Genomic DNA, 22,973 nt, shown 5'->3' with positions numbered 1-22,973 from the left:
ATAACTTATGTTTTCCCTATTTGAGTCAGTCTATTTTGTTGAAATGATCACACATCTAATTCTATATTCTATCACAAAATTACGACATTCGTCTCATGGGAGTTGAAAAAAGTTACCAAGTCTTGAGGGATTTTGACAATGGGAGGGACTGTTCACAATTGAGGCTGAACCGGCTGCTCTTCAATGATCTGCGTTTTATACTTACGCCTTGTTGCTTCCCCGCCACGGAGGTGTCGGATTTCCTTATGATGATCCAGGATTTTTTTGACTTCCTTCGCCAGCTCCGGATTGACCTCAGGGAGCCGCTCCGTTAAATCCTTATGAACCGTACTTTTTGAAACGCCAAACTCTTTGGCGATCACTCTCACCGTTTTTTTCGTTTCAATAATGTGCTCTCCGATCTTGATGGTCCTCTCTTTGATGTAATCATGCACTCCACTCGCCTCCTGTGATTGACTATCCAAGGAGATAGGGCGTTTAGGAAAGCGTCCGTTATAACATGAGGGGGTACTTGCTTCTGGATGTCTATTCATGGTGTTTCACCCTGGATGTTACCGAGTGCTCGGTTATCTCATTGTATTAATAAAACCGCCCCGATATGCCTTCGCATGCGCATGATGTTCGGATTTCTTAATTTTATGCCCGAAAAAATAAAAAAATAAGGCTGACAAGAATGTTCTTGTCAGCCTTATCTGTTATGCCTGTGTTGTAGAGATGGAAGATGCGCTTTCTTCATCAGGCGCCTGTTCTCCGCCTTCTGTTTCTGCCGGGTCTTCCTCATTATTCAGTTGTTCATCCGATGGTTCCCCGTTTTCTTCTTCAGGGCTGTCGGAAGGAGTTCCTTCTTCTGTCTGCTCAGCTTCAGCGGGCTCTTTTTCTGCACTTTCCACAATCTGGCTGACCGGCTGACCGAAGAATGCTTCCGGGTTCACCGGCTGACCGTCATTACGGACTTCGAAATGCACATGGACACCGCTTGCCTGTCCGAAGGAATTACGTCCTGCTGATCCAATGACATCTCCTTGAGCGATATCCGATCCAGCCAGTACATCGACACTTTCTAAACTAGCATACACGGTAGAGAGATTCTCGTCGTGCTGAACTTCAATAACATTGCCGTACAGCGGATCTTCTTTCACTTCAGTCACTGTTCCTGATAGAGCAGCCGTTACTTCAAAGGCTTCTCCATCTTCTCTTGTAATATCTACGCCTTCACTTTGGTAGTATTTATTGTTGTATAGGACCAGTGCACTTTCTTGATCTTGCTCAGAAGCTTCGTAGTCGTAGAATTTTGTTACGATGGAAGCTGTCTTTTCGTCAGCCACAGGCATCTGCAGATTTTCCTGGTGGTCCATAACGGGTACAGACTCTCCATCTTCATTGACAAGGAATTCATCCTGACTCTGCGATTTCTGCTGGTCAGCAATCTGGTTTTCTACATCATTGGCACTCTGCTGATACCAGAATACGCCGACAAGGACTAAAGCAGCTACGGACAAATACAAAGCTGGATACAACCACTTCTTGCGCATCAAGCGTTTGAACTTTAATTTAGTCACGCTTTTTTTACCTTCATCTTTCATGTTTATCACCTCAAAAACCATTCTGAACAGATCTTGTCCAATCTATACATCGGTGATGAAAAATTTTACAGATGAAGGCAAAACCACCATGGTGATGATTTACTGTATAGGACTGTCCATGAATATCTGATTTCGAGAATTGGATGTATATGAGGGGCGTTTGGGGAGGAGTCGCTTTCCGTGGGGCTCATCATTCCCCACGGAAAGCGGACGGTTTTCCCTGCCATCCCATGCTCTGGAGTAAACAACGGATCGGACCCCTAATTCCAGACGGAGACGATTTAGTAATCGTTTGAAATATCAGCAACAGACTTTAACAGAGCTTAGTTTAAAAAGAAAAAAAGCCGGGGATCCGGCTTTTTGCTTCATCCTTATTCGGCTGCTGAGCTGAGGAGGGCGGTCTGGGTGCTTAAGGGGCTGATTTCAGTATCCTGGTAATAATGGTGGATGATGTCTTTATAATTCTTCCCTGTTTTCGCCATACCGTTGGCTCCGTACTGACTCATCCCCACTCCGTGACCGTATCCTTTGGTTGTGAAAATGACATGATCGCCTTTTTGTTCGATTGTGAAATCACTTGAAGACAAGCCGAATTTCTCGCGGATTTCCCTTCCTGAGAAAGTCTGGCTGCCGAAATGAACTTCATCCACCCGATTGCCTTCTGTTTTGGTCATCGTGGACGTCTGAATCGATCCATCCATGGCTATGCCGAGCGTCTGCTCCAGTTCCGCTGTGGAAACAATTTTCTGATCAGCGAATTTCGGAGAATCTTCATCCCACGGACTTTCTACGCTCTGCAGGTAAGGGATGTCGTGCTCCCAGTAATCGCCTGCATTTTCGGTGTAGCCATTACTCGTGGAAAAAAAAGAAGCCGTAATCGGTTTGTGATCATAGGTGATGATTTCCCCCTGAGTGGCTTTTACCGCCTGTTCAATCTTTTCCATGTTGCTGTTAAACGCATCCTGCCACTGGCCTCTGAGCTCATCCTCATTCTTATATACCTGGTGGGTGACCGTGTCTGTAACATCGGCTGCTTCTGACACCTGAGCTCCTTCAATCATATGACGGGTGATGTACGTCCTTGCTGCCAGCGCTTGAGCCTTCAAGGCTTCCAATTCAAAGTTGACCGGCATTTCTGAAGCCACCACCCTCGCTACATACGTCTCCAATGGGACTTCTTCCACCTGGTCTGTCTGGGAACGCAGAACCTTCACAAGGAATGGAGACTCCTCCTCTCCCTGTTTCTCCTTCGGTTCTGCTTCTTCCACCTCTGATGTATCCGCAGGACTCGTGAAGGGGATAACGATTAAAGTCGGTAGGACAAGTATGGTGATCATTAAGCCGAGAACAACCATCAGACCTGTTCGATTGTTTTTTTTCATCCGCACCCTCCTGGCTGTACACATAGTAAAATCCTCTACTAAAAATGTATCCAGAAATGAAAGATGATAGAACAAAAAATGCCTGCCTATTTCAAATATATTGAAACAGGCAGGCTGTAAAAATGTATATTATAAGGTCGATACAGATTCACTTGGTTCGTGCTCTTCGCTGTAGGCATCTTCTTCTTTCACGCGTTCGATGTCAGCGCCGAGTTGAGCTAATTTTTCTGCGAAGTCTACATATCCACGGTCCAGGTGCTTAAGCTCTGTCACTCTTGTGTATCCTTCAGAAACAAGACCCGCAAGAATCAGGGCTGCCCCTGCACGCAGGTCTGTCGCAGCTACTTCTGCGCCCTGCAGTGAGGATGGTCCTTCAATAATTACACTGCGTCCTTCGATTTTGATACTTGCGTTCATGCGGCGGAATTCCTCCACGTGCATAAAACGGTTCTCAAAAACAGTTTCTGTAATGACACTCGTTCCAGTAGCATTCAGCATTAAAGCCATCATTTGAGACTGCATATCTGTCGGGAATCCAGGGTGCGGCATCGTCTTGATATCCGTCGCCTTCAAAATATCAGGGCCGATCACACGCAGACCTTCATCCTCTTCTTCGATGATAACACCCATTTCCTCCATCTTGGCGACAAGGGATCTCAGGTGTTCATGCATAGCACCTTGTACTAGAACGTTTCCGCCGGTAATCGCTGCAGCTACCATGAAGGTTCCTGCTTCGATACGGTCCGGAATAATGGTGTGTTCGGCTCCGTAAAGCTTTTCCACACCTTCGATACGGATGGTTTCCGTACCTGCGCCTACAATGTGGGCGCCCATTTTGTTCAAGTAGTTGGCAAGGTCAACGATTTCAGGTTCTTTGGCACAGTTTTCCAAAGTAGTCGTTCCTTCTGCAAGAGCTGCCGCCATCATGACGTTTTCTGTCGCCCCTACACTTGGAACATCAAAATAGATTTTTGCACCTTTTAGACGGCCTTTTACTTCCGCTTCGACATACCCGTTTCCTACAGTAACATCAGCTCCCATGGCTTCAAAGCCTTTGAGGTGCTGGTCGATAGGACGTGATCCGATAGCACAGCCGCCAGGCATGGCTACCTTAGCATGGCCATAGCGGGCCAAAAGTGGTCCCAGTACAAGAACAGAAGCACGCATTTTCCTTACATACTCGATCGGAGCTTCTGTCAGCAGCTCACCTGAGGCGTCTACAGTGACAGTGTTCCCCACCATATTGACATCTGCGTTCATATGTCGAATCACTTCGTTGATCGTATATACATCAGCTAGAGTAGGTACTTCGTGTAGTACGCTTTTTCCTTCACTTGCGATAATACTTGCTGCGATGACAGGCAGTACGGCATTCTTAGCACCTTCAGCTTTAACGGTACCATTCAGCTGCCTCCCACCACGGACGATGATTTTTTCCAAGGTTCATTCTCCTCCGCGTCCATATTCACTATTATTAATATTCAGCAGTAATAATGGGTGTGCCAATAGTGATGTTTGTCTCCCCGCCCAAAGTTCTTGTGGCGAATTGAACATTCATTGATTGTTTACCTGAGGGTATTGACTGAGCCCATTTCTCTGTCCAGCCGGATCTGCTCGTCCAGCCATTCTCGTCGATTTCATCTATTGTTGCTACGTCGAAAGTTTCTTTGAATTTTTCATACACTAAAACATCGTCTATAATACCATTGCTTACGGCCTTAAGACAAGAGAAAATTGTAGCAGATTTAGAGAAATATCGACTTTTTACATCTTCCACACTAAGAAACAAGTCCTGTGTCAGAGAAGATGTTCCCTCTCCCTGAATAGAATAAACCAATTCTACCTTGTTCTTCATATTTCTGGGAGAAATCATACTATATGTTTCGACGATCTTTTTATTTTTTTGACGGTTTGTGACAATCCATTTTTCCGCCTGTGCCGTTTCCTCATGGGAAACATCCTGATGCTGCCCCTGCTCTAAAATCCTTTCCATGATTTCTCCGGATCGTTCTGCGGAAACCTTCCGTTTCATCATCATGGTCCATTCTTCTACGTTGAGCTGCTTATCCTCAGCAAATGACGCAAACATCATCAGTGGTTCCTGCTCCTGTGTCATTTCCTGTGGATAAGCACCTGTTCCTACAATGGCAGCTGCCAGCACACCGGCCAAAATATTCTTCCACATGTTTATGCCTCCCCAAGCATCGTCTTACTTTCAGTTTGACCAGGGACAGGCACAATCATACGATACAATTCCTAACAGCATTAGACATTAAAACAAGTACACAAGACTGTTTGACCACGATAGAAAGTCGAGGAAAAAATTACTGACAGTCGTCCCAAGGGCAATCGTGATTATAATAAGGAGAGCTCTTGCTTCAAAGACGCGGTTTTTTCGGAAGAACGCATCAAAGTTAACCGACTGCAGAGCACGCCATGTAATAATGATGAAAATCAAATGGGAGGTCATGCTCATCAGTGCTTCTTCGGCAAAATATTGTTCCATGTCTGTTCACCCTCCTTCATCTACCAGTCCTTTAATCATACGGGCATAACGACAAAAAAGCCGCAGCCTTTGTATTTCCCGGGGAATATCGAGAATATCCCCTATATTCCATCATAGTTACAGGGGAATGACAATTCATCTGACTGCCTCAAGCTTTTCACAAAAAAACTGCTCTCATAATGAAAGCAGTTAGAAATTGTTTTCAATAACGTCTAAACGATTAATGGCTCGCTTAAGGGCCATTTCAGCCCGTTGGAAATCAATATCGGCCTGCTTATCCTGAAGGCGTCGTTCTGCACGTTCTTTAGCCATACGGGCACGATCGGCATCTATATCCGTTGGTTTTTCAGCAGACTGCGCAAGGATGGTCACTTTATCCGGGCGCACTTCTAAAAAACCGCCGCTGACAGCAATTCGTTCAGATCTTCCTTCGCCTTTTAGACGGACAGCACTGATGGTCAAAGGCGCCACCATTGGAATATGTCCCGGAAGGACTCCAAGTTCGCCGCTCTCTGCCTTACAGCTTACCATTTCAAATGCATCTTCCAACACCGGGCCGTCAGGAGTGACTACACTCACCGTTAGTGTGCTCATACGTATTCCTCCTTGGCGATCTCATGAAGGGGTGTAAGATGCTCCATGGGGAGCATCTTAACCTTCAGAGTTGTTTATTGCATTTGTTTTGATTTCTCAACGACTTCTTCGATGCGTCCAACTAGTCGGAAGGCATCCTCAGGAATATCATCATACTTACCGTCGAGGATTTCCTGGAAGCCTTTCACCGTTTCAGCAACAGGGACATAAGACCCCTGCTGTCCGGTGAACTGCTCGGCTACGTGGAAGTTCTGAGAAAGGAAGAACTGGACACGACGTGCACGGGACACGGTCTGTTTATCTTCATCAGAAAGCTCATCCATACCGAGGATCGCAATGATATCCTGAAGCTCTTTGTAACGCTGAAGCGTACGCTGAACTTCACGGGCTACATTGTAGTGCTCTTCTCCCACAATATCCGCATCAAGGGCGCGGGAAGTAGAAGCAAGCGGATCCACCGCCGGGTAGATTCCCTGCTCGGAAAGCTTACGCTCAAGGTTCGTCGTCGCATCAAGGTGGGCGAATGTTGTCGCAGGGGCCGGGTCTGTATAGTCATCGGCAGGAACATAAATCGCCTGGATGGACGTTACAGAACCTTTATCCGTTGATGTGATACGCTCCTGAAGCTGTCCCATTTCCGTTGCCAGCGTCGGCTGGTAACCTACGGCTGAAGGCATACGGCCAAGAAGGGCAGACACTTCAAGACCACCTTGTGTGAAGCGGAAGATATTATCAATGAAGAACAAGACGTCCTGTCCCTGCTCATCACGGAAGTACTCGGCCATTGTCAGTCCGGAAAGGGCTACACGCATACGTGCACCAGGCGGCTCGTTCATCTGTCCGAATACCATGGCTGTTTTCTTAATAACTCCGGAATCTGTCATTTCCCAGTAAAGGTCGTTTCCTTCACGGGTACGCTCTCCAACACCAGCGAAAACGGAGATACCGCCGTGCTCTTGAGCGATGTTGTTGATCAGTTCCTGAATCAATACGGTTTTCCCTACACCAGCTCCACCAAACAAGCCGATCTTACCACCTTTTACGTAAGGGGCAAGAAGGTCAACGACTTTAATTCCTGTTTCCAGAATCTCAGTCTCAGTGGCAAGGTTTTCAAACTTAGGAGCTTCACGGTGGATCGGATCACGGCGTACATCAGCTGGAAGCGGCTCATCTAAATCGATAGTTCCGCCCTCTACGTTAAATACACGACCGAGAGTTACTTCTCCGACAGGTACAGAAATCGGCTTACCGGCATCTGTTACTGACGTTCCACGCATGACACCATCCGTTGATGACATAGCAACGGTACGAACCGTATTGTCACCTAGGTGCAAGGCAACCTCTAAAGTAAGGTCGACGCTTTTTTCGTTTTCATTTTTCGCTTCGTAGCGAACGTGAAGCGCGTTATTAATATCTGGGAGATGTCCATCATCGAACGTTACGTCAACAACGGGTCCCATAATCTGGGTTACGCGTCCATTACTCATCGTTTTCCCTCCTAACTTACTTTTAAAAATCCGAGAGTTCCTACTCGAGGGCTGCGGCTCCGCCGACTATCTCGGTAATTTCCTGGGTTATCGCAGCCTGACGGGCACGGTTATAGGAGAGCGTCAGATCCCCGATGAGCTCATCGGCATTGTCTGTCGCACTCTTCATGGCTGTCATACGGGCTGCGTGCTCACTTGCTTTACTATCAAGAAGAGCCCCGTAAATTAAACTCTCAGCATACTGAGGAAGCAGTACTTCAAGAATTTCTTCCTGATTCGGCTCATATTCATAAGAGCTGCGGCCTGCTTTTCCTTCTGTATTCAAATCCGTCAATGGAAGAATTTTCTTCTCTGTCACTTCCTGAGTGATCGCACTGACGTAGTGATTATAGAAGATGTAGAGCTGATCAATCCGTTCGTCGGTATACAATTGAACGGTATTGGATGCAATGTCCTTAATGTCGGCAAAGTCCGGCTGATCGGACACGCCTGTAATATCCATATCGACAGGCATATTACGCTTACGGAAGAAATCACGTCCAATACGTCCGATTGTAATCAACGTATATTCATCAGCGGATGTATGCTTACTGCGGATCTGCTGGTAGACACGGCGCAGAATGCTGCTGTTAAAAGCACCTGCGAGTCCCCGGTCCGATGTGATGACAAGGTAACCGGTCTTCTTCACATCACGCGCTTCAAGCATTGGATGACTTGCGTCTCCACCACCCTGGGCGATGCTTGATACAACTTCCTCAATTTTTTCGCTGTACGGAACATAATTTCTAGCATTCTGTTCCGCACGGTTCATTTTAGAGGCAGAGACCATTTCCATCGCCTTTGTGATTTGTTTCGTCTTTTTGGTAGACGTAATCCGGCCTTTAATATCTCTAAGGGACGCCACGCTGTTTCACCACCCTTTCCTGCTATGATTCATTTATTCAGAAACGACGAATGTTTTCTTGAATTCATTCACAGCACCGCTCATATCATCGTCTTCCGCAAGCTTCCCTGTTTCACGGATCTGATTCAGCAGTTCTTTGCGGTTGTTATCCAGCCAGTTGTGGAATTCCGCTTCAAAACGTGTGATGTCTTCGGTTGGAATTTCATCCAAGAAACCTTTTGTCAGGGCATAAATGATCATAACCTGCTTTTCAACTGCCAGTGGCTGGTGAAGACCCTGTTTGAGAACTTCTACCGTACGGGCACCGCGGTTCAGCTTCGCCTGTGTGGATTTATCCAGATCAGATCCGAACTGGGCGAAGGCCTCAAGTTCACGGAAGGAAGCAAGGTCAAGCCTTAAGGTACCGGCTACTTTCTTCATCGCTTTGATCTGTGCTGAACCACCTACACGGGATACGGACAAACCAGCGTTGATGGCTGGACGTACACCTGAGAAGAACAAGTCCGACTGAAGGAAAATCTGGCCATCCGTGATGGAGATAACGTTCGTCGGGATATACGCCGAAATATCACCGGCTTGAGTTTCAACGAAAGGAAGGGCTGTCAAAGAGCCGCCGCCTTTGGCATCACTAAGCTTAGCTGCACGCTCAAGCAGACGGGAGTGCAGATAGAAAACGTCTCCCGGGAATGCTTCACGACCCGGCGGGCGGCGAAGAAGCAGGGAAAGTTCACGATAAGCGGCTGCCTGCTTGGACAGGTCATCATAAACAACAAGAACGTGCTTGCCGTTGTACATGAAGTCCTCACCCATCGATACACCAGCATAAGGAGCAAGGTACAAGAGTGGTGCAGGCTGGGAAGCACTTGCTGTAACGACAATCGTGTAATCAAGAGCACCATGGCGGCGCAGTGTTTCTACTGTTCCGCGGACAGTGGATTCTTTTTGTCCGATGGCTACATAAATACAAACCATATCCTGGTCGTGCTGGTTAATGATCGCGTCGATCGCTACAGATGTTTTACCTGTCTGACGGTCTCCGATGATCAGCTCACGCTGGCCACGTCCAATAGGTACAAGGGCGTCAATCGCCTTGATTCCTGTTTGAAGCGGCTCATCTACGGATTTACGATCCATAACTCCTGGTGCAGGAGATTCGATTGGACGGGTTTTGCCAGTTTCAATCGGACCCAGACCATCGACCGGCTGGCCAAGCGGGTTGACGACACGGCCAAGCAGTTCCTCACCTACTGGAACCTGCATGATACGACCGGTACGGCGTACTTCATCGCCCTCTTTAATATCTGTATATGGTCCAAGAATGACAAGACCAACGTTACTTTCTTCCAAGTTCTGTGCCAGTCCCATGACACCGTTTGAGAATTCAACGAGCTCACCAGCCATGACATTATCAAGGCCATGTGCACGGGCAATACCGTCACCCACTTCGATAACAGTCCCCACATCATTGACTTCTATATCTGATTCATAGTTTTCAATCTGCTGTTTAATCAGCGCACTGATTTCTTCAGCTTTGATGCTCATGCGATTTCACCCCTATCATCTATTGTTCGTGGAAAGAAGCTTCCGTTCTATACGGCGCAGTTTTCCACTGACAGAACCATCAAAAATGCGATTCCCTACACGCAGGCGTATGCCGCCGATAATGGAAGGGTCTACGATATTTGTCAGGTTCAAGGATTGCTTCCCGACTTTCGGTGCAAAAGATTCAGATATACGCTGCTTTTCAGCTTCGGAAAGCTGACGAACAGAATAGACATCCGCATCTGCAATTCCTTTGGCATCATTCATCATCCGAATGTAATCCTGGATCATATCCAGAATAATATCCTCACGGTGTCTCTCTACCAAAAGTTTCAATAAGTTCACGATCTCTTCAGAGAAGGACTGAAAAGACTCGGCAATCATTGTTTTCTTTTGATCGATGGAGAAACGAGGGTGCTTAAGAAAAGAGATGATCTCTTCACTGCTTCGGAATACTTCTTTCAGCGTCTGCAGTTCCGTTTCAAACTTCTCCAGCTTGGATCTTTCCTGTCCCAGCTGAAAAAGAGCATCGGCATAACGGTGGGCAATGATCGACTGACTCATCGCTTCTCGCCTGCCTCATCGATATACTGGTTGATCAAAGCTTCCTGATCTTTTTCAGAAAGTTCTTTTTCAATCACTTTGGAGGCGATCATGACAGACATGCCTGCCACCTGATCTTTAAGAGCCTGTACGGCTTTTTCTTTCTCCTGCTCGATTTCCTGACGCGCTGATTCTTTCAGGCGCTCAGCTTCCGAACGTGCAGAATCGAGAATATCACGTTCCTGCTCTCCCGCCGTTTTGCGGGCATCTTCGATAATCTTCTGTGCATCCTGACGAGTGGCCTTCAGTTCATCTGAAGCTTCACGCTGCATACGGTGAGCTTCTTCACGGCTTTTTTCAGCCGTATTTATTTCATTGGCTACATAATCTTCACGATCTTTCATCATTTTCATCAATGGTCCCCACGCAAACTTCCCTAATAGGGCAAGAAGACCAAGGAAGAAAACAAGCTGAACGATCATATCACCGATTAACAGTCCTCCCTCAGCACCGAGGACCAGATTAGCTGCGAATCCTTGCACAGTTTTCACTCCTCTCCACACCAAATCATCACGAACGCTGCCTGTCCCCATCCAGTCCGGTTGAGGCTAGACAAGCGAAAAACCCGGCTTCCGCTGGCTGTACAGCTTCCGTCGAAGTTTTCCTCCTGTGACTTGCGGGTATAAAGTTTTCATAAAGTATAAAGGAAAGGCGAAGATCGATTGAGTTGAACTTCGCCATAAGCGTATATACTCGTCCTGATTATTGTCCCATTACGATGAATGCAATAACTACGCCGATGATAGGAATCGCCTCGACTAGTGCAACACCGATGAACATCGTTGTTTGAAGAGCACTGCGGAGTTCCGGCTGACGCGCGATACCTTCGACTGTACGACTTACGATTAGACCGTTACCAATACCAGCACCCAGTGCTGCTAAACCTACTGCAATTGCAGCTGCTAAAAGACCCATAATGAAAATCCTCCTCAATATTTTAAAAAAATTTGTTTATGATGCTTTATATCAATGATCTTCGCTCACTTTGTGAGACAAGTAGACCATCGTTAACATAACGAAAATAAACGCCTGGATGAAACCAATAAACGTACTAAAGCCCATCCACGCAACCATTGGTACCGTGGCACCAAGGAAACCGCCGACGCCTGTTGTTGCCAATCCAACCAATAAGCTCAACAGAATTTCACCAGCATAGATGTTCCCGTAAAGACGCAGACCAAGTGTCAGCGTGTTGGAGAACTCCTCAATAATCTTAAATGGCAATAAGAATGGCAGCGGACGGACAAAGCCTTTGGCATATTCCTTCCCGCCTCTCAATTTCACGCCATAATAGTGGGACAATACGACGACGAGCGTAGCCAGGGTTAATGTGATACCCGGATCGGCTGTCGGAGATTTCCACCAGAGAGTGTGTCCTACTACACCATTCGTGACGACCCCAAGCATGTTGGCCACAAATATGTAGGCAAATAATGTCAACCCAAGCGGCAGGAATAACCTACCTGTCCTCCAGTCCATGTTGGACCCTATGATCCCTTTAATGAAATCGATGAGCCATTCCATGAAGTTTTGGTAACCTTTAGGATAACGCTTCATGTTACGTGTTGCCGCTACGCCGAGGATAAAAACAATCAATGATGCGACAAACATCATCAGAACGTTTGATAAGTTAAAATCCAGCCAACCAATACCAAACGCATCCTCATAAATCGGTGCTTCATGATTCAAACTGTTCACCTGCCTTCCATCATGCTATACTGTTGATTTATTGAACAGATAATCTATCAAAATGACAATGTAGGCTGTCATTAAGCCCAGAACTACAGAAATTAAATGGAAATATTCTTCATATTGAAGGGCGATGACTGCAGCTAAAGCGCCGGAAGCCAGTCGCGTAAATGTGCCAATCCCTCTTACGGAGCGGTTGTCTGAGGAAGCTTCTCCTAATTTGCGGATCTTTCTCTGCATGAGCCAGAGGTTGTAGTAGCTCAATGCACTTCCAAGCAGAAGTCCAAGGAAAATTGGCTGCCAAGGGGTAATCCCCCAACCAAGTACAAATAATGCCAGAAGGTAGAACATCCATTTTCGCTGACGGGTAATCATCTGATGATATCCTTGCATGTTAATCGTCTCCCGTATACGTCCGTACTAAATGAATGGTTCCATATGTACCTGCACCTAACCCAAGGAATAATCCAATGATTAAGAATGTGGGTTCAGTGGAATAGTGACTGTCCACCCATTTCCCTAAAAAAACACCTGCGAGCGGACCGCCTGCAAGCTGGGAAAGGATACTGCTGGTCAGCGCCATCGCTTTAAAAGGAGGGTCGTATTTTTTCAATCATTTCCGTCCCTTCCACTTTCAGGATGGCATCTGCAAGTCACCTATGAAAACCTTATCATTCCACACTATGTAAGAATACAATAGGGGTGGTTTCATGTCAATGTGTTTGTGATTAAAAATACAAAGGATTGACACCGTTCGATCACATTTCCGTCACAATTGTGACACAATCTTCCTGCATAAAAATAACCATGATTCCAAGGCCACGGATAAGCACCACAGAACCTCGTTCTGTGGTGCTTTTTTATCGGTTCCCTTCTATATATACAGGAAAGGCATAGCTGGCCTTCTCCCTTCCATGCACAATTTCCACCACTGCTGTATACATCCCTGCCAGTTCCTGATTACGGACAGAGACTTCACCTTCCACCATGCCGGCTTCCTGTTCCTCCAGCTCCACAAGGGTGGCTGTCCACATCATCGTCCCCGCACGATACAGGTCAATAACAATACTATCCACAGGATCCGAAAGGTGAAAACGGTAGTCGGCCTTTTCCCCAGCCGGCCACCTTTGGGTGAACTCAAATCCGGAAACCCATTCATAGGTCGATTTCTGATTCACGTACATATAAGGAACATTGTAAGACACACCGCCTGCTTGAAAGGACACGTACCCTTCCTGCACACCCTCGTCCAGGAAGGATCCATTCAACCCAAGTCCTATGCTTACTTCCTTTGTTTCATTTCCTTCAAGGCGGAACGGCAGTGGCAGTTCCCATGTCTCCCCCTGTTTTCTTTCCGGTTGTTGAAACCGGACCTCTACGGATTCGTCAGTTCGGTTTTCCAAGGTTAATGCAAGGTTTTTCCGCTCCAGCCGTCCCTCAACTTTTCCAATAACCATGTCCTCCTGATGAAAAAGAAGGGGTGGTTGAAGAGCTTCCGTCATATTGAATACCCCGGCTCCCTGTTCCGTCGGGAGAAATGTCTCTCCTTTTCCCTCCATCACATCCGCTGTACTAACCAACGCACTTTTGATCTCTTTCGGCGTCCAGTCCGGATGTGCTTCTTTCAACAAGGCCGCCGCACCGGCAATGTGCGGGGCAGCCATACTCGTGCCCTGCAGGGGTGTGTAGCCGCCCGGGACTGTACTCCACACGGCTACACCGGGTGCCAGGAGATCAGGTTTGACCTCCCAGTTTGTTGTGACAGGTCCCCGTGAACTGAATGGCGCCACCTGCTCATCCTCCGCAAGCATGACGGTTTCGACCCATTGATTCTGCTCGACGGCCTTTTCCTTCAGCCACAGCCCTTCCTTCTTCGTCAGCGAGGCTGCCGGAATTGGAATCCTGCTTCCATTCAGCCCGCCACTGAATGAACCCTCTTCATGATTGTAGATGAGCACAGCCTCCGCTCCCGCTTGATACGCCTTTAAGGCTTTTTCGAAAAAAGGCAGCCCTCCACGCTCAAACAAGACGATATGCCCGCGGGCATCAGAAACCTCTGTCTCCCCTGTCCCTGCAAAAACGACCGGGTACTTTTTTTCCAACGACCAGGGAACAGAGCCTGAAAGTGTCTGGATGTGTATGCGCTCTTTTTCACCAGGGATCTTCAGGGCTGGGACTTTCGTTTTCATAGAGGAGGCCCCGACGGTTACGGCAAGGCTGGAAGTGGCCGGTGAACCGACTGTCCACGCATCCGGACCTGAATTCCCTGCGGCAGCTACTACGACAACTCCCATTTCCACGGCTTTGTTGACAGCATGCGTCGTTGGCCAATCCGGCCCGTTCACATCATTCCCCAGTGAAAGGTTGATGACGTCCATGCCATCTTCCACAGCTTCTTCCAGTGCGGCGATGACCTGGACCGATGTCCCCATTCCCCCTGGACCGAGTGCTCGATACGCATACAAATCAGCATCAGGGGCCATCCCCTTCATCTCCCCATCCGCAGCAATGACTCCGGCAACATGCGTGCCGTGGATCGTCGCACCCTCTCCTTCTGTTTCCATTGGGTCATCATCAAAGTCCACGGTGTCGCAGCCTCCCTGATAATTTTTCGTTAAATCAGGGTGGGTGTAGTCCACACCGGTATCAATCACCCCCACTTTCACGCCCTTCCCTGTATAGGAAGTCTGCATCTCGTTACGGAGCGTGTGGGTGGAGTAGGGGATTTCATCTGTGGCGAGGGCCTGATACTGGGTAACAGCGTGCTGATTCCTGACCGTTTCCATCCTCGCTGCTTGTTCAAGTTCATTCACCCGGCCCTTCACGGCTGCGGCATTCAACAGCGTGTCATATCGGGCGACCACTTCAAGCCTCGGAAACCTCCGCTCCAGCTCATCAACAAACTCTGCCACAGGCTGTTCCACTTCTATGATGATGGTGACCTCTTCATCCGGCTCGGGAGCACGAAAGCCTGAAACCATCAGAAAGACAGATATTATGGGAACCAAAAGTTTCATAACGGTGCGCTCCTTTTTAGGATAGCTTCTGCCAGTAGAGAACGATTATACTTCCATAAAAAAAGCTGAGCTCGAATGAGCTCAGCTTTTAGAGAAACCTTTTTTCTAGTGACTCCAAAGGATCGATCACCAATACTTGGTTATGGATAGGATCCTGTCTCCCCACAGGCATCGGCACGAGGAGCGTTCGGTGGTGACGCCTGCGGGAACAGCGCGAGCCGAAGATCCACTTGGTCCCATGGTTTTCTTGACCAAGTCAGCTGAGGCCGTGCCCGCGGCAAGCATCCACCGATAAGCGGAACGTGCCCTCTCAACATGACATACGGACAACTCTAACTGGTTATGATGAACTTTTTCTACAGACTGAAAGCTGAGCTCGAATGAGCTCAGCTTCCTTTTTATTCGTCAATTTCAAAAGCTGCCGGCTTTTCCTGCCTGCGGCCGAAATAATATTGGATGGCTTCTGCAATGCGCGCAGATGCTTGTCCATCTCCATAAGGGTTGGACGCCTTCGCCATCTGTTCATGCTTCTCATCCTCAGATAGAAGCTCATGAGCAAGGTGGAAAATGTGGTCTTCATCTGTCCCGGCGAGTTTTAACGTACCTGCTTCAATCCCCTCTGGACGTTCGGTCGTATCACGCAGAACAAGGACAGGTACACCGAGAGACGGTGCCTCTTCCTGCACGCCGCCGGAATCAGTCAGAATCAAATGCGCACGGGAAGCAAAGTTATGAAAGTCGATGACGTCGAGAGGATCGATCAATTTAATCCGGTCATCATTACCAAGAATGCTGTCCGCCGTTTCTTTAACCACTGGATTCAGGTGAACTGGATAGACAACTTCAATATCGTCGTGTTCCTGAACGAGGCGCTTAATCGCTCTGAACATCTGTTCCATATTGTTACCGAGGTTTTCCCTGCGGTGCGCCGTCATTAACACAAGACGCTTGGAACCCACTTCATCCAGTACAGCCGATTGATAATCACCCCGGACAGTCGTCTGCAGGGCATCGATGGCCGTATTTCCGGTTACGAAAATATGGTCCTCTGATTTATTCTCAGCGATCAGGTTATCCCTGGACTTGTTCGTCGGAGCAAAATGAAGATCTGCCATGACCCCTGTCAGCTGCCTGTTCATTTCTTCCGGGAACGGAGAGTACTTATTCCACGTGCGGAGTCCAGCCTCCACGTGCCCGACAGGAATCTGGTTGTAATAGGCCGCAAGGGAAGCAGCGAATGTCGTGGTCGTATCTCCGTGCACCAAAACAACATCCGGCTTCGTCTCCTTCATGACGTTGTCCAGACCTTCCAGCGCCCTCGTCGTTACCTGGGCCAGTGTCTGTCGATCTTTCATAATATCCAGATCAAAATCAGGAGTGATATCAAAAATCGTGAGCACCTGATCCAGCATTTCACGGTGCTGAGCGGTGACTGTTACAATCGGCTCAAACTGGTCACTGCGTTTTTTCAATTCCAATACAAGCGGAGCCATTTTGATGGCTTCCGGCCTTGTACCAAAAATGGTCATTACTTTAATTCGCTCTGCCATGGTGCTGCCTCCTTCTGTTGAGGAATAGTAGCCGTACGTTTACTTAGTGCCATATAGGCGGTCACCGGCATCTCCGAGACCAGGGACAATATAGCCTTTTTCATTCAGTTTTTCATCAAGGGCTGCCAGGTAGATATCAACATCCGGATGCTCTGCCTGAACAGCTTCTACACCTTCAGGCGCCGCTACAAGGCACATCAGGCGGATTTGGCGTGCTCCACGTTTCTTCAAGGAGTGGATTGCTTCATTGGCAGATCCGCCTGTGGCCAGCATCGGATCGATGACAATCAGTTCACGTTCTTCGATATCACTTGGAAGTTTGACATAATACTCCACCGGCTTCAGCGTCTCAGGATCACGATAAAGTCCAACGTGACCGATTTTCGCAGCTGGAATCAGTTGTATAATTCCATCCACCATACCCAAGCCTGCACGTAAAATAGGAACAAGGCCGATTTTCTTCCCTGTCAGCACTTTCGCTCTGGCCTGTTCCACGACAGGCGTATCGATTTCCACTTCTTCCAATGGAAGATCACGCGTGATTTCAAAAGCCATAAGAGCAGCTACTTCATCCACGAGCTCACGAAAGTCTTTCGTCCCCGTCTCTTTTTTACGTATGTAGGTCAACTTATGTTGAATCAAAGGGTGATCCAGTACATAAACGTTTGCCATTGCCATTCACTCCTTCTCAAAATTTACATCCTTTAAATTGTACTGAAAAAGCCTCTCTCCTGCAACCCGGATTTCATTTCGATTTCCTTACAAAATGTTAATTTCCTTCATGAACAGCAGAAGAGAACCATTCACAGATGGATGGAAAAGGAAAAGAATCCATAAAGAAAGAGCTCCCTGTGTACAGGCAGCTCTTTCTTTATAAGCTTTTTTCTTTCTTGCCGCCAGGAGCGAAAGCCCCTTCCCTTTCCGCAGACGAGGAGCTTATCGGTGGCGATGCCCGCGGCATTCATCCATCGATATGCGGAAAGTGGCCCTTCACACGACTAATGGACAACTCTATATTGGAAGGCTTTTTGTGTCAGATGGATGAATAATTTAACGTCTGGTATAGAGGGAAGCGGGAAGTAAGAGCACGAACGCGCTTCTCTGCTTCTTTCATTTTCTCTTCGTCTTCATGGTGGTCAAGCGTGAAGGCAATCAGATCTGCGATTTCTTCCATTTCCGCTTCCTGGAAGCCGCGGCTTGTAACGGCAGCTGTCCCGATCCGGATGCCGCTCGTAACGAAAGGACTCTCGGGGTCAAACGGAATGGCATTTTTGTTCGTTGTCAGTCCGATGGCGTCCAAGGATTTCTCAACGACTTTCCCGGTTAACTCCTTGCTTCTTAAGTCCAGTAACAGCAGATGATTGTCCGTTCCGCCGGAAACAATATCCACTCCTTTATTTACAAGAGCCTCTCCAAGATGCTTCGCATTAGCGATCACCTGGCGGGAATACTGTTTGAATTCAGGCTGCAGCGCTTCTTTAAAGGAGACCGCCTTCGCTGCGATGATGTGCATAAGCGGGCCGCCCTGCATACCAGGGAAGACGTTCTTATCAATTTTCTTCGCAAACTCTTTTTCACAGAGGATCATTCCACCACGAGGACCACGGAGTGTCTTGTGGGTCGTTGTTGTTACAAACTGGGCATGAGGGACAGGGTTTGGATGAAGGCCGGATGCTACAAGTCCTGCAATGTGAGCCATATCCACCATCAGGTAGGCACCCACTTCATCAGCAATCTCCCGGAATTTTGCAAAATCGATTTCTCTCGGATAGGCACTGGCACCCGCAACAATCAGCTTCGGCTGCACTTCTTTGGCTTTCGCGAGCACAGCGTCATAATCAATTTTCTGATCGTTTTCATCAACGCCGTACTCCTCAAAGTTGTACAGCTTCCCACTGAAGTTCACTGGACTGCCGTGTGTTAAGTGACCGCCATGGCTGAGGTTCATGCCGAGTACAGTATCGCCGTGGTCCAATACTGTAAAGTAAACAGCCATATTTGCCTGGGCTCCGGAGTGAGGCTGTACGTTTACGTGCTCCGCTCCAAACAATTCCTTGGCACGATCGCGCGCAAGATTTTCCACGACGTCTACGTGCTCACAGCCGCCGTAGTACCGGCGCCCTGGGTACCCTTCTGCATATTTGTTGGTGAGTACAGAACCCATGGCTTCCATTACGGCTTCAGAAACAAAGTTTTCAGAGGCAATCAGCTCAATATTATCCTGTTGGCGTTGTCTTTCATTCTCCATCGCGGCAAAGATTTCTGCATCTGCTGTTTTTACATGATTCATCGTATTTCGTTCCCCTTTCATGGCTCTTAATCACAAAACGATCCTTCTGCATCCCTTTCATACACCGCCCGTGCTCCCCCGATGAGAGGAGGACGGGTTTTAGCTGCTGTCATATGGGCATGCCCCACTGTTTTCTGCTTCAATCGGACAGGAACAGCCACCCGCTTCAAATGCATGCCGATCAGCGTGTCTCCGATATCCAGACCTCCCGCTGCCTCTACGGCTTCAACAAGGACTGGATCCTTCAAATGCTTAAAGGCATAGGAAGCCATCGATCCTCCCGCCTTCGGAACAGGAACAGCCGCTACTTCCTGCAGCCGTTCACGCTCAAGCACGGAGCGTTCCACCACCAGAGCCCTGTTCAAATGTTCACAACATTGAAAAGCCAGATCGACACCGTCGACAGACTGAATGTCCAGCAAAGCATGAAAAACAGATTCAGCGATCGCCTCGCTGCCGGATGTGCCGATACGTTCCCCGGCAATTTCACTGGTCGAACAACCGACTACAAACAATCCCTTCTGCAGAATATCGGATTCAAGCAGTTCATCTATCAGCTGCTTCATATCATTCTCCACATGATTCCATTGTGCCATTTCCCCGCACCTCCTTTGTTAAGTACCCGGAACACCGGTAACACAGGCTTTATGATAAAAAAGGAGAAGCTGATTCTGCTCCTCCTTTTTATCGCAGCGAAAGCTGTAAGACCTCCGCATTTCTATATCCCATTGTATTACTTATTTTCATATTCGGCAATCTTACTTACACGTCTTTCGTGACGACCAGCCTCGAAATCTGTAGATACCCACGTTCTGGCAATTTCCCTCGCCAGGCCGGGTCCGATGACGCGCTCTCCCATGCACAGGACATTAGAGTCATTATGTTCACGTGTGACCTTTGCCGTAAATAAATCATGCACCAGGGCAGCTCGGATACCTTTCACTTTGTTTGCGGAAATGGACATCCCGATCCCCGTCCCGCAGATTAAAATGGCTTTATCAAATTCACCGGCTGCTACGCGCTCCGCTGCCGGTATCGCATAATCCGGATAATCCACCGATCCTTCACAATCACATCCGGCATCCTCAAACGCCACGTCCAGTTCTGTCAGGACCTCTGCTACTTCTCTACGCAAATTCACACCGCCGTGATCGGAGGCAAGAATGACTTTCATTTACGCACACTCCCCTCTTCTACATTCCACTATATCGTGCCAGTTTCCTATAGGACTGTCAATGAATAGAAAGAAGGGAAATCCTTATGTACACACGCCCCCCGAAGGGGTCCGTTTTTTATGACTGCTCATCCTTCAGCTTGTCCACGAGAACATCGATGTGTCGGCTGAGTTCATCCCTGGTCCTCCGATAGACATTCAGGCTGCCTCCGAACGGATCCGTAATATTCACATCCGGGAGCTGTTTTTCCAACCGTTCAATCCGGCTGATTTCATCGTCCAGCTCTTCACGGAGTCTGGATTCGAGTTCTTCATCATTGAGGTGATGGTATTTGGCGAGCAGGCTTGTCCGCTTTTCTTCAAAATGGCTGTACAGTTCCTTCAATTCCCCCCACTGATTTTCATCAATGAGCACGTACTCCTTCAGGGTGAAGAACTTCTCCTGATGGTCAGGATACTGAATCGCAAGCGTCTGCTTATGGCGGTCTGTCATTGTCAGAACAAGGTCTGCCCATTCAAGGGTTTCAGCTGAAACGGGGCTTGTCTGGTGGTTCAGTGACAGGTCGATTTCACGTAGAACGAGGCTGGAGTTTTCCGCGAGCGGTTCTCCTTTTCCGGCAAAAATACCGGCAGAACGCACCTTGTCCTGATCGTATTTTGATTTGAGAAGCGCTTCTGCCATCGGACTTCGGCATGTATTACCTGTACATACAAATAAGATATTCATTTCCAATTTCTCCTCATATAGAATCCGTTTTATTCCATCATATCACAGAGGATTCTCTTCCTGAAAGAATGCTCAAAATATAGCATAGAGGCCGAGGGCACACAGGATACTGCCTCCCAGGAGCTCGCTGTAAATCCCCAGGAAAGCTCCAGCCCTTCTTCCTATAAGAAAGCCCGTCCACGTCAACAGCATACTGAACAGGCCGAAAGAGGCAATCGTCATCACCACATCCGCCTCCCGCAGCCCCAGACTGAAGCCCACAGGAAAGCTGTCGATACTGACACTTAATGCAAACAGCCAGAAACCGACCCCGCTGAGACGATAGGAGACCGCGTGTTTTTCCGTAAACGAGGCAAACACAGTGTAGGCACCAAGACCGAACAACATAAAACCTCCAGCCATTTCAGCCCACTCGCTCGCGCCGGCAGACAACCACTGTCCGAGAAGCATTCCCAGTCCAGGCATGAAAATATGAAAAAGCCCGATGGCGATCCCTGTCAGCAGGACATATCTCATACGCACCGCCTGCATCCCTATTCCTAACGACACAGAGAAAGCATCCAGCCCCAAAGCGATGGAAAGCAGCAGCAGTGAAGATAATTGTTCCAACGAAAAACCCCCTCCCCGGACATGCTGTATCATCGTATGCACGGGGAGGGGGAGCTATGTCATTGGTCTTTGACCTTTTTCTCAGCAGCTTTATTCAAACGGTTCATCACAGCAGCACCCACCCCGGTTTCAGGGAAGGATTCGCACAAAATAACATCAACATCTGCTTCCTTGAATTCACGAAGAGCACCATACAAACCTTCCGCCACTTCTGAAAGGCGGCGGCGGGATCCACAGCGGATGATGCGGTCGTGATCCAGGGAATCCGCCAGTTCCCGGCTTGCAATAATCCCGATCCGTTCTCCACGGGATTTACACGCAGCCAGCGTTTCAGCAAAAAAGGAATCGTCCCCTTCCACAAGCCAGAGTGGCGCTTCCGGTGCATAATGCTTATATTTCATACCGGGAGACTTCGGAGCTTCGGCGCTGCCGGCCAAAGCCGGGTCCACGGCAACGCGTGGAAGCACGGTCTCTAAATCTTCCTTCGTCACTCCCCCGGGGCGTAAAATGACCGGAATCCCGGCAGTAATATCCAGCACCGTTGATTCCAGACCGACTCCTGTCGGTCCGCCATCAAGGATACCGGCAATCCGCTCATTCAGATCCTGATAGACGTGGGCAGCGGTCGTAGGGCTCGGACGGCCGGAGCGATTGGCACTCGGAGCGGCCAGCGGTGTATCGGCCGCCTCCAAAAGAGCCAGGGCCAATGGATGATCCGGCATACGGACAGCGACCGTCGACAATCCAGCCGTCACATTTTCCGCTGCGGATCCATTGCTTTGAACAATCAAGGTGAGCGGTCCCGGCCAGAAAGCATCCATAAGTTCAGCTGCTACCGGAGGAATTTCCACGGCCAGACTTTCCACCTGGGCGCGGTCCGATACATGGACAATCAAAGGATTATCTGAAGGACGTCCTTTGGCTTCAAAAATTTTCTGGACGGCTTTTTTGTTGGTTGCATCAGCACCCAGTCCATATACCGTTTCCGTCGGAAAAGCTACCACCTGCTGATTCAGAAGCAGCTCCGCCGCTTCCTTGACAGCTTCATCGTTTTTTTGTGGATGATTCAATCTTTTCCACATCTTCGTTTGCATACACATGGTCCGTACTCCTTTGTTCTAGGTAAATATCTACATATATTATGATGAATTCTACAATATATCGCAAATTTAGACATTATTCACAAGATGTCCTCAAGTTATCCACAAAAATACCCACATATCCAAAGAATCCGTTAGTAACTTGGAAGATAAATCCACCACTGTGCACAGGTTATCAACAACAAAAAGGCCAATTGTGAATAAGTTCCTTAGTTA

General features: G+C 48.2%; 25 protein-coding genes. All 25 read right to left on the bottom strand.

What is annotated here, in order from left to right; genetic code table 11:
• Positions 1-152: 152 nt before the first annotated feature.
• The 25 genes from spoIIID to ACXADP_RS03745 all read right to left on the bottom strand — a co-directional run bounded on the left by spoIIID (position 153) and on the right by ACXADP_RS03745 (position 22,751).
• The gene (spoIIID, locus tag ACXADP_RS03865; RefSeq protein WP_027954742.1) at positions 153-434 is read right to left on the bottom strand and encodes a sporulation transcriptional regulator SpoIIID; all 282 of its coding nucleotides are present in this window, start codon (positions 432-434) and stop codon (positions 153-155) included.
• A 261-nt stretch (positions 435-695) separates the two neighbouring features.
• Positions 696-1,583, bottom strand: coding sequence for a peptidoglycan DD-metalloendopeptidase family protein (locus ACXADP_RS03860; RefSeq protein WP_474969747.1), 888 nt, complete (start codon positions 1,581-1,583; stop codon positions 696-698).
• Positions 1,584-1,954: 371 nt separating this feature from the next.
• A complete protein-coding gene (spoIID, locus tag ACXADP_RS03855) occupies positions 1,955-2,965 on the bottom strand; it encodes a stage II sporulation protein D (RefSeq protein WP_474969748.1) in 1,011 nt (336 codons plus the stop codon).
• Positions 2,966-3,094: 129 nt separating this feature from the next.
• Positions 3,095-4,405, bottom strand: coding sequence for a UDP-N-acetylglucosamine 1-carboxyvinyltransferase (murA, locus tag ACXADP_RS03850; protein WP_027954739.1), 1,311 nt, complete (start codon positions 4,403-4,405; stop codon positions 3,095-3,097).
• A gap of 34 nt (positions 4,406-4,439) precedes the next feature.
• Complete coding sequence (locus ACXADP_RS03845; protein ID WP_474970854.1) at positions 4,440-5,150, bottom strand: YwmB family TATA-box binding protein; 711 nt, start codon at positions 5,148-5,150, stop codon at positions 4,440-4,442.
• A gap of 87 nt (positions 5,151-5,237) precedes the next feature.
• Complete coding sequence (locus ACXADP_RS03840) at positions 5,238-5,471, bottom strand: DUF1146 family protein (RefSeq protein WP_027954737.1); 234 nt, start codon at positions 5,469-5,471, stop codon at positions 5,238-5,240.
• A gap of 189 nt (positions 5,472-5,660) precedes the next feature.
• Complete coding sequence (locus tag ACXADP_RS03835) at positions 5,661-6,065, bottom strand: F0F1 ATP synthase subunit epsilon (RefSeq protein WP_027954736.1); 405 nt, start codon at positions 6,063-6,065, stop codon at positions 5,661-5,663.
• A 74-nt stretch (positions 6,066-6,139) separates the two neighbouring features.
• Positions 6,140-7,552: a F0F1 ATP synthase subunit beta gene (atpD, locus tag ACXADP_RS03830; RefSeq protein WP_474969750.1), complete on the bottom strand. Its 1,413-nt coding sequence runs from the start codon at positions 7,550-7,552 to the stop codon at positions 6,140-6,142.
• Positions 7,553-7,592: 40 nt separating this feature from the next.
• Positions 7,593-8,456: a F0F1 ATP synthase subunit gamma gene (locus ACXADP_RS03825; protein ID WP_027954734.1), complete on the bottom strand. Its 864-nt coding sequence runs from the start codon at positions 8,454-8,456 to the stop codon at positions 7,593-7,595.
• A gap of 33 nt (positions 8,457-8,489) precedes the next feature.
• Positions 8,490-9,998: a F0F1 ATP synthase subunit alpha gene (gene atpA / locus ACXADP_RS03820; RefSeq protein ID WP_474969751.1), complete on the bottom strand. Its 1,509-nt coding sequence runs from the start codon at positions 9,996-9,998 to the stop codon at positions 8,490-8,492.
• 15 nt (positions 9,999-10,013) lie between these two features.
• Positions 10,014-10,562, bottom strand: a complete 549-nt coding sequence (locus ACXADP_RS03815) for a F0F1 ATP synthase subunit delta (RefSeq protein WP_027954732.1) — start codon at positions 10,560-10,562, stop codon at positions 10,014-10,016.
• Positions 10,559-11,083, bottom strand: a complete 525-nt coding sequence (gene atpF, locus ACXADP_RS03810) for a F0F1 ATP synthase subunit B (RefSeq protein ID WP_474969752.1) — start codon at positions 11,081-11,083, stop codon at positions 10,559-10,561. Before atpF ends, ACXADP_RS03815 begins: the two co-directional genes overlap by 4 nt.
• A 220-nt stretch (positions 11,084-11,303) precedes the next feature.
• Entirely contained in the window at positions 11,304-11,516 is a 213-nt protein-coding gene (atpE, locus tag ACXADP_RS03805; protein ID WP_014644824.1) for a F0F1 ATP synthase subunit C, read from the bottom strand.
• 51 nt (positions 11,517-11,567) lie between these two features.
• Positions 11,568-12,290 carry a F0F1 ATP synthase subunit A gene (atpB, locus tag ACXADP_RS03800; protein ID WP_474970443.1) on the bottom strand — a complete coding sequence of 241 codons (723 nt, stop codon included), beginning with the start codon at positions 12,288-12,290 and terminating at the stop codon, positions 11,568-11,570.
• A gap of 24 nt (positions 12,291-12,314) precedes the next feature.
• A complete protein-coding gene (locus ACXADP_RS03795) occupies positions 12,315-12,683 on the bottom strand; it encodes an ATP synthase subunit I (RefSeq protein ID WP_027954729.1) in 369 nt (122 codons plus the stop codon).
• Position 12,684: 1 nt separating this feature from the next.
• Complete coding sequence (locus ACXADP_RS03790) at positions 12,685-12,903, bottom strand: AtpZ/AtpI family protein (RefSeq protein ID WP_027954728.1); 219 nt, start codon at positions 12,901-12,903, stop codon at positions 12,685-12,687.
• 247 nt (positions 12,904-13,150) lie between these two features.
• Positions 13,151-15,307 carry a S8 family serine peptidase gene (locus ACXADP_RS03785; protein ID WP_474970853.1) on the bottom strand — a complete coding sequence of 719 codons (2,157 nt, stop codon included), beginning with the start codon at positions 15,305-15,307 and terminating at the stop codon, positions 13,151-13,153.
• Between the two features lie 398 nt (positions 15,308-15,705).
• Positions 15,706-16,857 (bottom strand): non-hydrolyzing UDP-N-acetylglucosamine 2-epimerase, encoded by a 1,152-nt coding sequence (gene wecB / locus ACXADP_RS03780; RefSeq protein WP_474970852.1) that lies wholly within the window; start codon positions 16,855-16,857, stop codon positions 15,706-15,708.
• Positions 16,858-16,896: 39 nt separating this feature from the next.
• Positions 16,897-17,529, bottom strand: coding sequence for a uracil phosphoribosyltransferase (gene upp / locus ACXADP_RS03775; protein ID WP_027954725.1), 633 nt, complete (start codon positions 17,527-17,529; stop codon positions 16,897-16,899).
• Between the two features lie 361 nt (positions 17,530-17,890).
• Positions 17,891-19,147 (bottom strand): serine hydroxymethyltransferase, encoded by a 1,257-nt coding sequence (glyA, locus tag ACXADP_RS03770; RefSeq protein WP_474969755.1) that lies wholly within the window; start codon positions 19,145-19,147, stop codon positions 17,891-17,893.
• 26 nt (positions 19,148-19,173) lie between these two features.
• Positions 19,174-19,743: a TIGR01440 family protein gene (locus ACXADP_RS03765; RefSeq protein ID WP_474970851.1), complete on the bottom strand. Its 570-nt coding sequence runs from the start codon at positions 19,741-19,743 to the stop codon at positions 19,174-19,176.
• Positions 19,744-19,880: 137 nt separating this feature from the next.
• Positions 19,881-20,321, bottom strand: coding sequence for a ribose 5-phosphate isomerase B (gene rpiB / locus ACXADP_RS03760; RefSeq protein WP_474969757.1), 441 nt, complete (start codon positions 20,319-20,321; stop codon positions 19,881-19,883).
• 118 nt (positions 20,322-20,439) lie between these two features.
• On the bottom strand, positions 20,440-21,048 hold the full coding sequence (locus tag ACXADP_RS03755; RefSeq protein WP_474969758.1) for a low molecular weight protein arginine phosphatase: 609 nt from the start codon (positions 21,046-21,048) through the stop codon (positions 20,440-20,442).
• Between the two features lie 72 nt (positions 21,049-21,120).
• The gene (locus tag ACXADP_RS03750) at positions 21,121-21,657 is read right to left on the bottom strand and encodes a manganese efflux pump MntP (protein ID WP_474969759.1); all 537 of its coding nucleotides are present in this window, start codon (positions 21,655-21,657) and stop codon (positions 21,121-21,123) included.
• Between the two features lie 59 nt (positions 21,658-21,716).
• Entirely contained in the window at positions 21,717-22,751 is a 1,035-nt protein-coding gene (locus ACXADP_RS03745; RefSeq protein ID WP_474970444.1) for an L-threonylcarbamoyladenylate synthase, read from the bottom strand.
• Between the last annotated feature and the right edge of the window lie 222 nt (positions 22,752-22,973).

Source organism: Halobacillus sp. AWH4_228 (genome assembly GCF_056158365.1).
This window is presented reverse-complemented; position numbering and strand designations above follow the sequence as displayed.